The sequence below is a fragment of the Pseudomonas sp. MF6755 genome (genome assembly GCF_016405635.1).
GTDB classification, from domain to species: Bacteria; Pseudomonadota; Gammaproteobacteria; order Pseudomonadales; family Pseudomonadaceae; genus Aquipseudomonas; species Aquipseudomonas haemolytica.
Window position 1 is genome coordinate 96,631 of record NZ_JAEKDA010000019.1, and the last position, 13,106, is coordinate 109,736.

Consider the following 13,106-nt stretch of genomic DNA (forward strand, 5'->3'; position numbering starts at 1 on the left):
CGCAATCTTCACACTAAACGGTGAACATCCGCCGTGATCGAACTGTCCCCTATTGATCAGCAGTTTTTAACCTCACTGACGATTGGAGTTCTTCATGGCGAAAATCAACCTGGCCCAGCAACTGGCGACCACCCTTGAACAGGCGGGCATCAAGCGCATCTGGGGCCTGACCGGCGACAGCCTCAATGGCCTGACCGACGCTCTGCGCAGCATGGACAGCATCGAGTGGATGCACGTACGCCACGAAGAAGTCGCCGCCTTTGCCGCCGGTGCCGAAGCCGCCGCCACCGGTGAATTGACGGTGTGTGCCGGCAGTTGTGGGCCGGGCAACCTGCATTTGATCAATGGTTTGTTCGACTGCCATCGCAACCATGTGCCGGTGCTGGCGATTGCTGCGCAAATTCCGTCCTCGGAGATCGGCCTTAACTATTTCCAGGAAACCCATCCCCAGGAACTGTTCAAGGAATGCAGCCATTTTATCGAGTTGGTGAGCAACCCCGAGCAAATGCCCCAAGTGCTGCACCGTGCCATGCGTTCGGCGATCCTCAATCGCGGCGTGGCGGTGGTGGTGATTCCGGGGGATGTGTCGCTGCTGGAAGTGGAAGACAAGCTCAAGCCTTGGCCGGCCTTGCACGCGCCGCGCACCTTGCCGGCGCAACAGGACCTGCAACGCCTCACCGAGATACTCCAGGACAGCCAGAAGGTCACCCTACTGTGCGGCAGCGGCTGTGCCGGTGCCCACGACCAGGTAGTGGCGTTGGCCGACGCCCTCGGCGCGCCAGTGGTGCATGCGCTGCGGGGCAAGGAGCATGTGGAATGGGATAACCCGTTCGACGTTGGCATGACCGGCCTGATCGGTTTCAGCTCCGGTTACCACGCCATGCTCGATTGCGACACCTTGATCATGCTCGGTACCGACTTCCCCTATCGCCAGTTCTATCCGACCGACGCCAAGATCATCCAAGTGGACCGCGATCCGCAGGCCCTGGGGCGCCGTGCGACGCTGGACCTGGGCATCGCCGCCGATGTCAGTGAAACCATCGACGCGCTGCTGCCGCGTCTGACGCGCAAGACCGATCGCAGCTTCCTCGATACCTCGTTGAAGCACTACGAAAAAGCCCGCCAAGGTCTGGATGACCTGGCCCAACCGTCCAAGACCAACCGACCGATCCATCCCCAATACGTGGCACGCTTGCTCAGCGAGCTGGCCGACGATGATGCGATCTTCACCGCCGACGTCGGCTCCCCTACGGTGTGGGCTGCGCGTTACTTGAAGATGAACGGCAAGCGCCGACTGATCGGCTCGTTCAACCACGGCTCGATGGCCAACGCGATGCCCCAGGCCATTGGCGCCCAGGCGGCATTCCCTGGCCGCCAGGTGATTTCGATGTCTGGCGACGGCGGCTTCACCATGTTGATGGGGGACTTCATTTCACTGGCGCAACTGAATCTGCCGGTGAAACTCATTGTGTTCAATAACTCGTCCCTGGGGTTTGTCGCCATGGAGATGAAGGCTGCAGGCTACCTCGACACCGGCACCGAGCTGAAAAACCCGGACTTCGCGGCCATGTCCAATGCCATGGGCATCCTGGGGATTCGCGTGGAGCAATCCGAAGACCTCGAACCGGCCTTGCGCCGCGCCCTGGCTCATGACGGCCCGGTGCTGGTAGACGTGGTGACCGCCACTCAAGAGCTGGTGATGCCGCCGAGCATCAAGCTGGAGCAGGCCAAGGGGTTCAGCCTGTATATGCTCAAGGCCGTGATGAGCGGGCGCGGGGATGAAGTGATAGAACTGGCGAGGACTAACTGGCTGCGATAACCCTCCTGTGGGAGCGGGCTTGCTCGCTCCCACATTGGATCTCATTGCCAAATCAAGCTGTCTGCTTTTCGACCCATTTGCCGTAGGCATCGATGAATGCCTGCAGGAATGGCTTGGACCTTTCCGACACCTTCCCCGCCTCATCGAACACACTGCCCGCTGCGCCCAAATAAGCTTCCGGCTGCTGCATGCACCATACATCCAGGAATACCAGGGACTGGCGCAGGTGATGGTTGGCGCCAAAACCGCCAATGGCACCCGGCGACACGCTGATGATCGCCCCCGGCTTGGCGCTCCAGACGCTTTGCCCGTAAGGGCGCGAACCTACGTCGATGGCATTCTTCAACGGCGCCGGCACGGAGCGGTTGTATTCGGGGGTCACGAACAGCACCGCGTCGGATGAACTCACCTGTTTACGGAAAGTACTGTAGGCTGCTGGCGGTGTTGGCCCGTCAATGTCCTCGTTGTAGAGCGGCAAGTCGCCGATCTCTACAATGTTCAACTTGAGATTGGCGGGGGCCAGTTCGGCCAAGGCCAGGGCGACCTTGCGGTTGATCGACTCTTTTCTCAAGCTGCCCACCAGGACGGCAATCGTGTAGACCTTGCTCATTGAGGTTTCCCGACTTCTGAATAAAGGAGCTTGTAGTTATAGAGATTTCGCGCCACGCACACCAGCAGGATTTGATAACGCCGCAGGGGTTTGACGCGCATTCATAGGCGTGGGAAATGTCTGAAATTTTAAACGAATAGTATTTTTTTCTTATAGGTAAACTACCCCGCTCACTGACGGTCTACAGAACCGCAAATCGAGTGTTTATCTCCAGAGGTTCTAAACAGATGGCAGCAGTACTAGTCGGACAGTTCCATGCCAGAGACGCGGAAGGCCGCGTGTATTCGGTGCATGAGTTCCAGGAATCCAACCCGGCGCAAGGCGACCTGGCTGGCTCGACGCCCACCACCACCTACAAGCTGGCCATTGGCGACCGTGTAGAAAAACTGGAAGGCGATGAATTCAAACTGATCCAGTCGGGGACTATCATCGTCCGCGAATCGCAAACCACCTCCGCGTAACAAGATCCCGCCTTATCGACCCGCTCAGTCCTGGCCATTGCTGGCGTTGACTGGGCAGGTGATCAGGGGCTGCGGATCTCAGTCACCACAATACCTTGCCCATCTTGCTTGAGCGTCACCAGCAGTTTTCCTCGCTCACCCTCCACCGCATACATAGAACGCGTGTAACCCGACGCGTTGTACGCAGGGTATGCCTCTACTTGCCTGATCAAGGTGACGCCCAACACCGCGCCTACCTGTTCGCCCACCTGTTCCTGGGAACGGATAAACGCTTCCGGTATGCGGTTTTCCGGCGTGTGTTCAGCGTGATCATTGAAGAGGTAAGCCGCCACGCACCCCACGGTCACAAGGACCAGAAGCTGCTTGGCCGTTACCCCGAAGAACATCGAGGGTGGAGGCATGTGAGACCAGACCTGTTTTTTGTTTTAAGTACCGGAAAACCGGCAGCGGTCGTTGCTGATCAGATGCGCCATTCTAGTGAGGTCGCGGCCGAACGCCATAGGCCAGGGCGACCCGTGCAGTCTTTTTTGCGCACGATGCCTTGCACCATTGAATCCCCGTCGCGCTGCACATAGACTCCGGCCATGCGTTTACGTCATATCGAAGTGATTCAGGCCATCTTGCAGACCGGACACCTCGGCACGGCCGCCGAATGGTTGCAACTCTCCGTGGGCGAGGTAGATGCCACCCTCAAGGATGCCGAGTTGCAGTTGGGTTTCATGCTGTTTGCCAGTGTGCGCGGGCGCTTGCAAGCAACACGGGAGACTCTGGAGTTGCAGACGCACATCGCCCGACTGTACGAGGCCCTTGAGCCCGTGCAGCGACTGGCCAGCCGTTTGAAACACCATCACGCCCCCACCCTGCGCGCACTGTGCACCCCGCCCCTGGCCAATCAACTGTTGCCGCAAAGCATCGCCACGCTGCGCAGGCGTTTTCAGGATACACCGTGCAATCTGTCGAGCCAGCCAACCCGGGAGATCGTCAGGAGCCTACTGCTGCACGAAGCCGATGTGGGCCTGAGCCTGCATGACCCGGAACACCCCCAAATCCAAAGCAGCGTACTGGCCCAGGGCAAATTGCAATTGCTCGCCCCCCATGGCTGGCTCAAACCCAAGCAGAAGTACCTTGCGCTGCAAGACCTGGCCGGTCAGTCGATGATCGGGCTTGAGGGCCATGACCCGCTCAGCCGCCTTCTGGACACCAAGTTGCAAGCCTTGCGCCCGCTGCCGGTGGTGCAAACGCGGGTGCAGACCTACCAGATGATGCGCAGCATGGTAGAAGCCGGCGAAGGGCTGGCGATTGTCGACCCTTTCACTGCAGCCGGCGCGCGGGAATCGGGGCTGGATAGCTGCCCGTTATCCCCTCCCATCCCTGTCATCCTTTACGCACTGACTTTGAAGGACGCAGCAGCCACGCCGGCGCTGAACGCGCTGCTGGAGATTGTCATGCACAAAGCCGAAGCCTTGCTGGCCGGCGCTTCGCTGGGCACGCCAGCACCTTAAGGCTCCCCCTCAGTCGCGCTTTTCTGACACATCCGGTACTGGTGCGCCGGGAACCTCGTCCGAAGTTTTCTACACCCAATCGCTGAAGGAAGCGCCACGCCGCTTTCTATCGGACGAATCTGAAACTAAGGAACGGTTCCCATGAATAACCTTCATCACGCGCTTGCCCGCCTGTCTGTCACGGCCCTGAGCCAGGCTGACGCTCCATCAGCCGCCACGGCTCTCGGCGAGCTGCAACCCCAGCCCGTCAACAACCGGCCCGAAGTCTCGGCCAACGACCCTGGCCCCAACGAGCTCGACAACCCTGCAGCCCTTAAAAAGGCCTTTGCTGAACACTGCAACTGGAAAGAGCTGGCTGCAAAATTGCGCCCGCTCCTTGAAGAACTGACCAATGCTTTCCCGGGTGACGTGTCCAGCGAACAGCAAAGCCGCCTTGAGACACAACTGGCAGCACAACTGGCCAGCCTTTCAGTGCCGGTCTGTGAACTCTCCGACTATTACGAAAAACACAATCTGACCCCAACGAGCGTGGTCAAGCTTCACACCTTCCTCAGCGGCAGTGGCTTGAACGTCCCTAAAACCCTGGAAGAGTTGCTCACGCTGTATCAGCGTGCGATACAGCAAGTCCACACCCACCCCCTGGGTAATTTCAGCGGGGCGCTGTCATGGCCGACTCCGCTGGCAACGCAGGACAAACAAGCCATTGTCGACCTGCTCAATGCTCCCGGCTCGACATTGCCCGGACTTCCACTGGCCGACAGGCAAAAAGGGGTACTTGGCTATCTGCTGTCAGCGGCAACCTTGTCCAACGATGACTTCAAATACTCCAGCTCCACAGTAGAAACGCTGCTGGGCTCGGCCAAGGTCCAGGCATTGGGGCAGGCTATACAAACCCAGTTGGGCGGCATTGCGACAAATGCCAGCAGCAATGACTACTTGCTGGCAGCGATCCATCTGGGCCTGGACCCGGAATCCCTGGGCACCCCGGCTCGCAACAGCGTCGCCGGCTTTGACCTAGGGCAGCGGCAATACTGGAATAAGCCGGCTGCGCTGGTGATTGACGGCTTGAGCCGCCATCTGGTAGCCCAGGGGCGAGCCACCTTGCAATCGGCCGACCTTGCAGCCCGCATGCTGCTGGCACGGGTTGCGCCTGAATACCGGGTCAAGGACATACCGCCCAACGTGACTTACGGCAGCATCCCATGGGCACAGCTGGCAATCGCGGTGGCCAAGCTTGAGGCCCAATCGCCAGGGCGCGTGCTTACAATGAGCTATAGCGAGGTGCTCGCTGCCGCCGAGGACGTCGATGTCGGCGCACCGCTCCTCAAGCGTATCCAGCACGACGCCTTGAGTAATTGGGGGGTCGTCCAGGGACTATTGAAAGCCGGCGACACAGCGCATACCCCGATGGAAATGCAGACGGTGCAAGCCGCCTTCAATGCCCAACAAAGCGCCTTGCAAGCCACGTCCACAGCGCTTGCAGTGTCCATTCCCAGCCGTGAAGCAATGGCGCTCGAGTTGCTGCGAGAAGAGTTCCCGGGAGTGCCGGACAGTGTCTTCAAGGCAAACAACATTCGCAAAGTCTGGTTGAACCCAGGACGACCCGGCCGCTTCCCCGGCGACCACTCGATGCTGGATATCGTCATGCAAGGTGACAAGGTCAAGCTAGGCGAGAAAGAACATTGGGTGACCGAAGACAAGCGGATTCCTATTGTTGAATTCTGCGATAAATCCGCAAACGGCAAACTCACGGTAGCAAGTGCTTTTACCCAGCGTTACGAAGCAGCCATAGCGGAACAGGAAAAAGGCCACACGGGCCTGGCCAGATACCTCATCTCGAACCTGTCGCCAGAGGACAAGCAGAACTTCGAGTACGGCCAGCTCGAGTTTTTCCATACCAACGAATACAAAATAGGCACCGACTTCTGGACGAAAACCCTGACCAAACGAGGTCACACACTGGATGTGAAGACCACTCGCGACGGTCAGGTCAACGTCTATCGCATTGATACCAGCACCGGCACTGTTTCAAAGCACAACTTCCTCATCGAACGGTACTCCCCGCCCTACGACAAACTCGAAAGAAGAGACGCCAACAGGCTGTACAAAACCGTGCAGTACAACCCTTTCGAAGACGAGCACACCAAGCTGGCCACGGAAAAGGCGACGGTCTCGCAAATACCGCAAGTATTCGATTCCGAACGCACGAACTACATCGCCAAAGTATTCGTCAAATCCCTCGACCTGCACAATGATGACCTGCTTGAACATGCCAAAGGCATGACCTCCTACGACAAAAGCGCAGCCGCCGATGATGCAATCGGAAATTTTTTCCTCAACCTGATTCCCTTCAGGTCAGCAATTGTCAATTTCATGAAGGGCAACATCGGCGATGGCTTGTTTGACCTGGGCCTGGATGTGGTTGGCCTGGTCACACTGGGCGTCGGTAAGGCTGCCCAGGCGGGCAAGGTGCTTGCCACGGGGGTGACCGGCCTGAAAACCGCCACAAAAGCAGCGCGATTCCTGGGCGGCGCCGTGATCGAGGCGCTTAACCCGCTGGGTGGCACGGGCGATTTGCTCAAAGGCGCCAGCCGCTTCGTCTGGTCCAAGGGGCGGTCAGCAGCGAATGTGCTCAGGGGCGCCAGCGGCAGCTACGAGGTGCTTAAAGTAGCGGGCAAGCAGCAGGGTGTGGTTGCCGTAGGCACCTATAAAGCACTTGATCGCACCGAGGAAGCCGGTGCCGTATTTCGCAACGGCAACTGGCACGACTATGACGTGGCAAAGGGGCTGCCCTACGGTGCGCTGTTGAAGGAGTTCAAGCCCCACGTGGTCGCGAACGCCGATGAACTCAAAGTGCTCAACCCATCCGCGCTGCAGGACTACGCGGACAATATCTCGCCTGATCTGCTGCAGGTAAAAGGCTTGCAGGCCAATGTCTATATGGGGCCGGGCAACAAAGAATATATAAAAATCGACGGCAGGCACTATCAGTCCAAACTCAAGGATGGCCAGCGTGTTATCCAGCACCCGAACACAGGCCACCCCGACCTTGCCGTCAAGGACCTGGGCAGCAACGGTTGGGAGCTTTCGGCCACAGCCAATCGTTTAATCGGCGGGCAAACTCCGCCGGCGTGGAAGCTCAACGATGACACCTACGTTGTGCCGGTGGACGACGTCAAATTAGGCACCCCCCCTTCGTATCCCTACACAATCAAATACGATGGCATGAACCATGTCGCAACTTTCGACACACAGGTAGGTGCCTGGGGCCAAGGCGGCAAATACAAGGTTTATTTCTGGCGAAGTGCAAAGAACACATGGCAGAAGGGACCGCTTGATGAGTTCATGAAAGCCAAGAAGATAGAATCGCACCAATTCAGATTCATCGAAGCGGCCACGCCGGCCATATTGCACAAGCCCAAAAATGTCAGGCCATTACCCAAAGACATTCACTATTTCTGGGCAGGCGGCGAAATACCCGACAAGCTAGTAGCCAAAATCGCGAACAACGCCGAGAAAACCCCTGGGTTCAAGTCTATTGTGCACATCGATGCCGATACCCCGGAGCTGTTCCAGGCCATGAAACTGAAGCTGGAAAAAGACGCACCCGGTGTCACTGTCATGAATCTGCACGAAGAAGACTTTTTCCAATCTTTGAAGACCACCGACATGTATTCATACTTTCGCAAAGGTCAGGGCCAGAACCTCGCCGCCGCCTCGGACGTCGCACGCTACCCGCTGATGAATAAATATGGAGGTATCTATCTGGACACAGATGACGTGATCAAAGGGTCTGTCGGATCGGCAGGCCTGAACGCTGGCGACGGGGATATCATGGTCAGCCAGCCGGTCGCACACCCAGTCACCGACTACAAGCTTTTCTACAATACAAGCAACTTCGCCACCCAGGCGGACAACCCGGTCGTCACTCAAATGATCGCCGAGCAGAATCGCCGTTTTCTCGAAAACAAACCCTACTTTGAGGCCAATCGCCCGACCATCGACCGGGACGCCAACGGCACATTCACTTATACCCAGGATTTTCTGACCTACGAAGGCAAGGTTTTTGAAACAGTGGGCCCAACCATGTTTAACGACGTTTTAAAATCCAAGCGACCTGACATCTACGACGCAGGCTTTGATGGAATGCCCAAGGACTTGGTCATGGTTAATGGAAAACGCACGCTCGGCGAACGGTTCAACCTGGAAAACCAAACTCGCCAGTATTTTGCGGACAAAGGCCTTATGGAGCCCGACGGGCTTTCAGAAACGCTGAAGGAAGCCAAGGACCACTACAGGGCGTTCCGTGAGCAACTAAAGATTGAAGTGGGTGCCGAGCACTCGTGGCTCGGCGCGTAGCCTCACCGCCAGCAGCCCGGCGCGGCTTGAAACGTTGCCTGTCAGTAACGTTCAAGTCGCGTCCTGCTCGGTCTTGAACAACCGATACCAGAAGATCGCCACTTCGCGGGTTTGCGGATCAATCCCGCGATAACGCAGTTGGTCTATCCCGCCCATCACATACCCGCAACGCTCATACAGGCGGCAGGCACCGAGGTTGTTGTTCTGGGTTTCCAGCATCATGCCCGGCAAGTTTTTCTTGCGGGCCCAGAACTGCGCCACATCCAGCAGCGCCTTGGCGACGCCATGGCGTCGCGCGGGTAACACCACGGCCAACTCGTCAACGTGGGCAAAACCGTTCCAGTTGGTGCTGACCACGATATGCCCCACCGCGCGGTCATCCAGGTAGGCCATGAAGATCGCGCTGTCGGTGGCATTGCGAAAGCTGGCGAACTCTTCCGGGTCGATGCCATAACACTTGCGGTACGGCAGCACGCGCTCCACAGGCCATTGATCAACGCGCTGGCCCATCTGAGGTACACCGTAGACGCTGACCTCAAAACTGAAATCATTGCCCCATACATAGGCGTCGAAACCTTCGTCGGCGACCCGCACGCTGAGCCCTGGATACTTCGGGTTCATTACAGCTTGCATAAACATCCTTAACCCTTGATGCAATCGACGGTGTAACAACGGCCACTGCCGTCATCTTCGTGTTGCAGCCCGTGAACATCCGCGAGAAAACCGGGGAAACTGCTATCGAACGTACGGGCAAACGCCAGGTAGTCGATGATCGAGCGCGTTGACTCGGTAAAACGCTCGCCAGGCATGATCAATGGAATACCCGGCGGATAAGGCACCAGCATCACGGCTGCAACGCGCCCTGGCAAGGCATCAATAGACACCGCTTCCACCTCGCCCCTCACCAACTGGTCGTAGGCATCGGCGGGCTTCATCGCAATTTCCGGCAACACCGTGTACATGCGCTTGAGGTGCTTGGCGGTGGCGTTACTACGGTAGCAGCTATGCAATTGGTCGCAAAGGTCACGCAGGCCCATGCCTTGATAACGCGCCGGCCCTTGGGCATACACCGATGGCAAGCAACTGGCGAGGCTGACATTGGCATCGTAACTGCGCTTGAACTCCAGCAACTCGGTGAGCAAGGTGCTCCATTTGCCTTTGGTAATACCCATGGAGAACAGCACGAGGAAAGAATACAGTCCGGTCTTTTCCACCACCAGACCGCGCTCCCAGAGGAACTTGCTGACCACCGCAGCAGGAATTCCGCGATCGCTCAGGGCGCCACCTGCGTTGAGGCCCGGCATTACCAGCGTGACCTTGATCGGGTCCAGCAGCACATAGTCTTCGGCAACGTCGCCAAAGCCGTGCCACTCATCCCCAGGGTGCAACAGCCAATCCGCCGTGGCCACCCGATCGATGCCAGCAACCGAGGGCGGCTGCCAGATGGAAAACCACCAATCTTCGGCGGCAATATGCTGGCGCAAGTTGGCCAAGGCGCGGCGAAAACTCAGGGCCTCGTCGAACATTTCTTGCAGCAGCGAACGCCCGGCCGGGCCTTCCATCATCGCCGAGGCGACATCCAGCGAGGCGATGATGCTGTATTGCGGCGAGGTCGATATGTGCATCATGAAGGCTTCGTTGAACCGATCACGGTCCAGTTGCCGTGCGCCGCCGTCCTGTACATGGATCATCGACGCCTGGCTGAATGCCGCCAGCAACTTGTGCGTACTGTGCGTGGTGAACACCAAGGGGCTGTCTGGGGTGCGCGAGGTGCCCATGCCGTAGCGCCCGGCGAAGAACTCGTGGAAAGCAGCGTAGGCGTACCAGGCTTCGTCAAAGTGCAGCACCTCGACACTGTTGCCCAATTGCTGCTTGATCAGCTCGGCGTTGTAGCACAGGCCGTCGTAGGTGGAGTTGGTCACCACCGCCAGCTTCACTTTTGGCGGCCGGCCACGGGTCAGGGGGCTGGCGTCGATTTTGGCGCGGATCGACTCGGGACTGAATTCGCTCAGGGGAATCGGGCCGATGATCCCCAGCTCATTTCGCTCCGGGCACAGGTACAACGGAATCGCGCCGGTCATGATGATCGAGTGCAACACTGACTTGTGGCAATTGCGGTCCACCAGCACCAGGTCGTCGCGGCCGACCATGGAATGCCAGACGATCTTGTTGGCGGTGGACGTGCCATTGATCACGAAGAACGTATGGTCGGCGCCAAAGTTGCGGGCGGCCCTGGCTTCGGCTTCGGCCAAGGGGCCAGTGTGATCAAGCAGCGAGCCCAGTTCGGGAACCGAAACAGACAAGTCCGAGCGCAGGGTGTTTTCCCCGAAGAACTGGTGAAACGCCTGCCCCACCGGACTTTTGCGATAGGCCACGCCACCGCCATGGCCGGGGGTGTGCCAGGAATAATTGGAGTCGGCGGTGTGTTGCACCAACGCCTTGAAGAACGGCGGCAGCAAACCGTCCAGGTAGGTGCGTGCAGCGCGAGCGACCTGGCGCGCCAGAAACGGCACGGTGTCTTCGAACAGATAAAGAATCCCGCGCAGTTGGTTGAGCTCGCTCATGGCGTCGGCGGGGGCATTTTCCAGGGTGACTTGCTCGCCCAACGCAAAGATCGGCAGGTTGGGCGCCCTCACCCGCGCCAGGCGGATCAGCTCAACCATGTTTTGCAGCAGATGGGTGTTTTCTCCAGCACCTTCTGCGGCGATCAGCATGCACGCCAAACCGTGATGGGTGGAGGCCACCAGCCGCCCTTCGGCGTAGTCCACGGCAGAAAAGATACTGAAGCCCTCTTGTTCCAACTCCCTGGCGATGCCTCGAACCCGGTCGCCGGCAACGGTGTCGGCCTTGATGTCACGGTGCACGATCAGGATGGGGAATTTCAGGTCTTTGTACATGAGCGCTCTTACTCCGGAGGCTTTGCACTCAAGGGTAGAAGCTGGGAGCGAATGTGGCGAATGAAGATTTTGCAGGCCATGCAGATCAACTGTGGGAGCAAGCCGCTCCCACATTTTTTACTGTATTGAGCCAGGGCTATTGTTGGGTCAACTGAGCCCACAACGCCGGCGCACCGGCCGACTTGGCAATCGCTTCCAACCGCGCCGCATGCTCGGCCAAATCCTGCTCGCTGGCACGGATGATCGGCGTCGGCTTGCGATCAGCCGGCAGACGACGAATTTCCGAAGGTCGGTTGCCAGAACCTTCCGCCGAACCAGTACCATCGGAGGCATTACCGGCCAGGGAAAGGCTGGTTTGCCCACCGGTCATGGTCAGGTAAACGTCGGCCAGGATCTCGGAGTCGAGCAAGGCGCCGTGGAGTTCACGGCCGGAGTTATCGACGCCATAGCGTTTGCACAAAGCATCAAGGCTGTTGCGCTGGCCCGGGTGACGCTCGCGGGCCATCATCAAGGTGTCGAGGATCGTGCAGTGCTGGGAGATGTCCGCACGGTCCGTCTGCCCCATCAGGGCAAACTCGTTATTGATGAAGCCGATGTCGAACGCCGCGTTATGGATGATCAACTGGGCGCCGTTGATGAACTCGAAGAACTCATCGGCCACTTCGGCAAAGCGCGGCTTGCCCTTGAGGAATTCGTCGGTAATACCGTGGACACCGATCGCGCCCTCGTCACTGTCCCGATCAGGTTGCAGGTAGACGTGGAAGTGACGACCGGTCAGACGGCGCCCCATCAGTTCGACACAGCCGATTTCGATGATCCGGTGACCATCGGTCACCGGCATGCCGGTGGTTTCGGTATCGAGTACAACAGATCGGATGGCCATCAGGGTTCAGCTCTCAACGGTTCGGTACATTTAAAAGGGCGCGATGTTAACACGAGCGCTGGCGTCAGCTCTGCTTGTAGCCACGCACTTCATCCACACCTCTGTTCGCGAGCTGGTCGGCGCGCTCGTTGCCAGGGTGGCCGATGTGCCCACGTACCCATTTCCAGGTGATGTCGTGCCGGTTGCATTGCTCATCGAGCAGTTGCCACAGGTCGGCGTTCTTGACCGGCTCCTTGGCCGCCGTCTTCCAGCCGCGCTTTTTCCAGTTGACCATCCACTCGTTGATGCCCTTCATCACATATTGCGAGTCGGTCACCAACAGCACGTTGCAGCGCCGCTTGAGCTCTTCCAGGCCACGAATGGCGCCCATCAGCTCCATGCGGTTATTGGTGGTGTTGGCTTCGCCGCCCCACAGTTCCTTCTCCACACCCTTGCACACCAGCAAGGCGCCCCAGCCGCCCGGGCCGGGGTTGCCCTTGCAGGCGCCATCGGTGAAGAGTTCTACGCTATCGGTCATCGGTTGCATCCATCAAAACGGGTTGGCGGTAATTGACCGACAGTATCCCGAGGCCGAG

Annotated in this window: 10 protein-coding genes; 4 read left to right on the plus strand and 6 right to left on the minus strand. The window is 58.5% G+C overall.

From position 1 onward, the window contains the following. Positions 1-94 precede the first annotated feature (94 nt). Positions 95-1,819 (plus strand): ubiquinone-dependent pyruvate dehydrogenase, encoded by a 1,725-nt coding sequence (gene poxB / locus JFT66_RS23810; RefSeq protein ID WP_198860304.1) that lies wholly within the window; start codon positions 95-97, stop codon positions 1,817-1,819. A gap of 52 nt (positions 1,820-1,871) precedes the next feature. Here the strand turns inward: poxB and JFT66_RS23815 are convergent, their stop codons facing one another. Continuing rightward, on the minus strand, positions 1,872-2,429 hold the full coding sequence (locus JFT66_RS23815; RefSeq protein ID WP_034119352.1) for an NADPH-dependent FMN reductase: 558 nt from the start codon (positions 2,427-2,429) through the stop codon (positions 1,872-1,874). A gap of 227 nt (positions 2,430-2,656) precedes the next feature. On the opposite strand from JFT66_RS23815, the gene JFT66_RS23820 reads away from it, so the two are divergent. Next, positions 2,657-2,890 carry a hypothetical protein gene (locus JFT66_RS23820; protein WP_198860305.1) on the plus strand — a complete coding sequence of 78 codons (234 nt, stop codon included), beginning with the start codon at positions 2,657-2,659 and terminating at the stop codon, positions 2,888-2,890. 62 nt (positions 2,891-2,952) lie between these two features. On the opposite strand, the gene JFT66_RS23825 is transcribed toward JFT66_RS23820, so the two are convergent. After that, positions 2,953-3,291 carry a hypothetical protein gene (locus tag JFT66_RS23825; protein WP_034119354.1) on the minus strand — a complete coding sequence of 113 codons (339 nt, stop codon included), beginning with the start codon at positions 3,289-3,291 and terminating at the stop codon, positions 2,953-2,955. Positions 3,292-3,474: 183 nt separating this feature from the next. On the opposite strand from JFT66_RS23825, the gene JFT66_RS23830 reads away from it, so the two are divergent. Both JFT66_RS23830 and JFT66_RS23835 read left to right on the plus strand, forming a co-directional pair. Beyond that, positions 3,475-4,392, plus strand: a complete 918-nt coding sequence (locus tag JFT66_RS23830; RefSeq protein WP_198860306.1) for a LysR substrate-binding domain-containing protein — start codon at positions 3,475-3,477, stop codon at positions 4,390-4,392. A gap of 141 nt (positions 4,393-4,533) precedes the next feature. Further along, complete coding sequence (locus JFT66_RS23835; RefSeq protein ID WP_198860307.1) at positions 4,534-8,751, plus strand: glycosyltransferase; 4,218 nt, start codon at positions 4,534-4,536, stop codon at positions 8,749-8,751. A gap of 51 nt (positions 8,752-8,802) precedes the next feature. Here the strand turns inward: JFT66_RS23835 and JFT66_RS23840 are convergent, their stop codons facing one another. The 4 genes from JFT66_RS23840 to rnhA all read right to left on the minus strand — a co-directional run bounded on the left by JFT66_RS23840 (position 8,803) and on the right by rnhA (position 13,048). After that, complete coding sequence (locus tag JFT66_RS23840) at positions 8,803-9,384, minus strand: GNAT family N-acetyltransferase (RefSeq protein WP_080752968.1); 582 nt, start codon at positions 9,382-9,384, stop codon at positions 8,803-8,805. Between the two features lie 8 nt (positions 9,385-9,392). Then, positions 9,393-11,648, minus strand: a complete 2,256-nt coding sequence (locus tag JFT66_RS23845) for an Orn/Lys/Arg decarboxylase N-terminal domain-containing protein (protein ID WP_153872150.1) — start codon at positions 11,646-11,648, stop codon at positions 9,393-9,395. A 136-nt stretch (positions 11,649-11,784) separates the two neighbouring features. Next, positions 11,785-12,525, minus strand: coding sequence for a DNA polymerase III subunit epsilon (gene dnaQ / locus JFT66_RS23850; RefSeq protein ID WP_198809844.1), 741 nt, complete (start codon positions 12,523-12,525; stop codon positions 11,785-11,787). A 70-nt stretch (positions 12,526-12,595) separates the two neighbouring features. After that, positions 12,596-13,048: a ribonuclease HI gene (gene rnhA / locus JFT66_RS23855; RefSeq protein ID WP_003173571.1), complete on the minus strand. Its 453-nt coding sequence runs from the start codon at positions 13,046-13,048 to the stop codon at positions 12,596-12,598. Positions 13,049-13,106 lie beyond the last annotated feature (58 nt).

Bases quoted from the DNA above. Each gene is read 5' to 3' on its own strand.
- poxB (WP_198860304.1), top strand. From the start codon at position 95: ATGGCGAAAATCAACCTGGCCCAGCAACTGGCGACCACCCTTGAACAG.
- JFT66_RS23815 (WP_034119352.1), bottom strand. From the start codon at position 2,429: ATGAGCAAGGTCTACACGATTGCCGTCCTGGTGGGCAGCTTGAGAAAA.
- JFT66_RS23820 (WP_198860305.1), top strand. From the start codon at position 2,657: ATGGCAGCAGTACTAGTCGGACAGTTCCATGCCAGAGACGCGGAAGGC.
- JFT66_RS23825 (WP_034119354.1), bottom strand. From the start codon at position 3,291: ATGCCTCCACCCTCGATGTTCTTCGGGGTAACGGCCAAGCAGCTTCTG.
- JFT66_RS23830 (WP_198860306.1), top strand. From the start codon at position 3,475: ATGCGTTTACGTCATATCGAAGTGATTCAGGCCATCTTGCAGACCGGA.
- JFT66_RS23835 (WP_198860307.1), top strand. From the start codon at position 4,534: ATGAATAACCTTCATCACGCGCTTGCCCGCCTGTCTGTCACGGCCCTG.
- JFT66_RS23840 (WP_080752968.1), bottom strand. From the start codon at position 9,384: ATGCAAGCTGTAATGAACCCGAAGTATCCAGGGCTCAGCGTGCGGGTC.
- JFT66_RS23845 (WP_153872150.1), bottom strand. From the start codon at position 11,648: ATGTACAAAGACCTGAAATTCCCCATCCTGATCGTGCACCGTGACATC.
- rnhA (WP_003173571.1), bottom strand. From the start codon at position 13,048: ATGACCGATAGCGTAGAACTCTTCACCGATGGCGCCTGCAAGGGCAAC.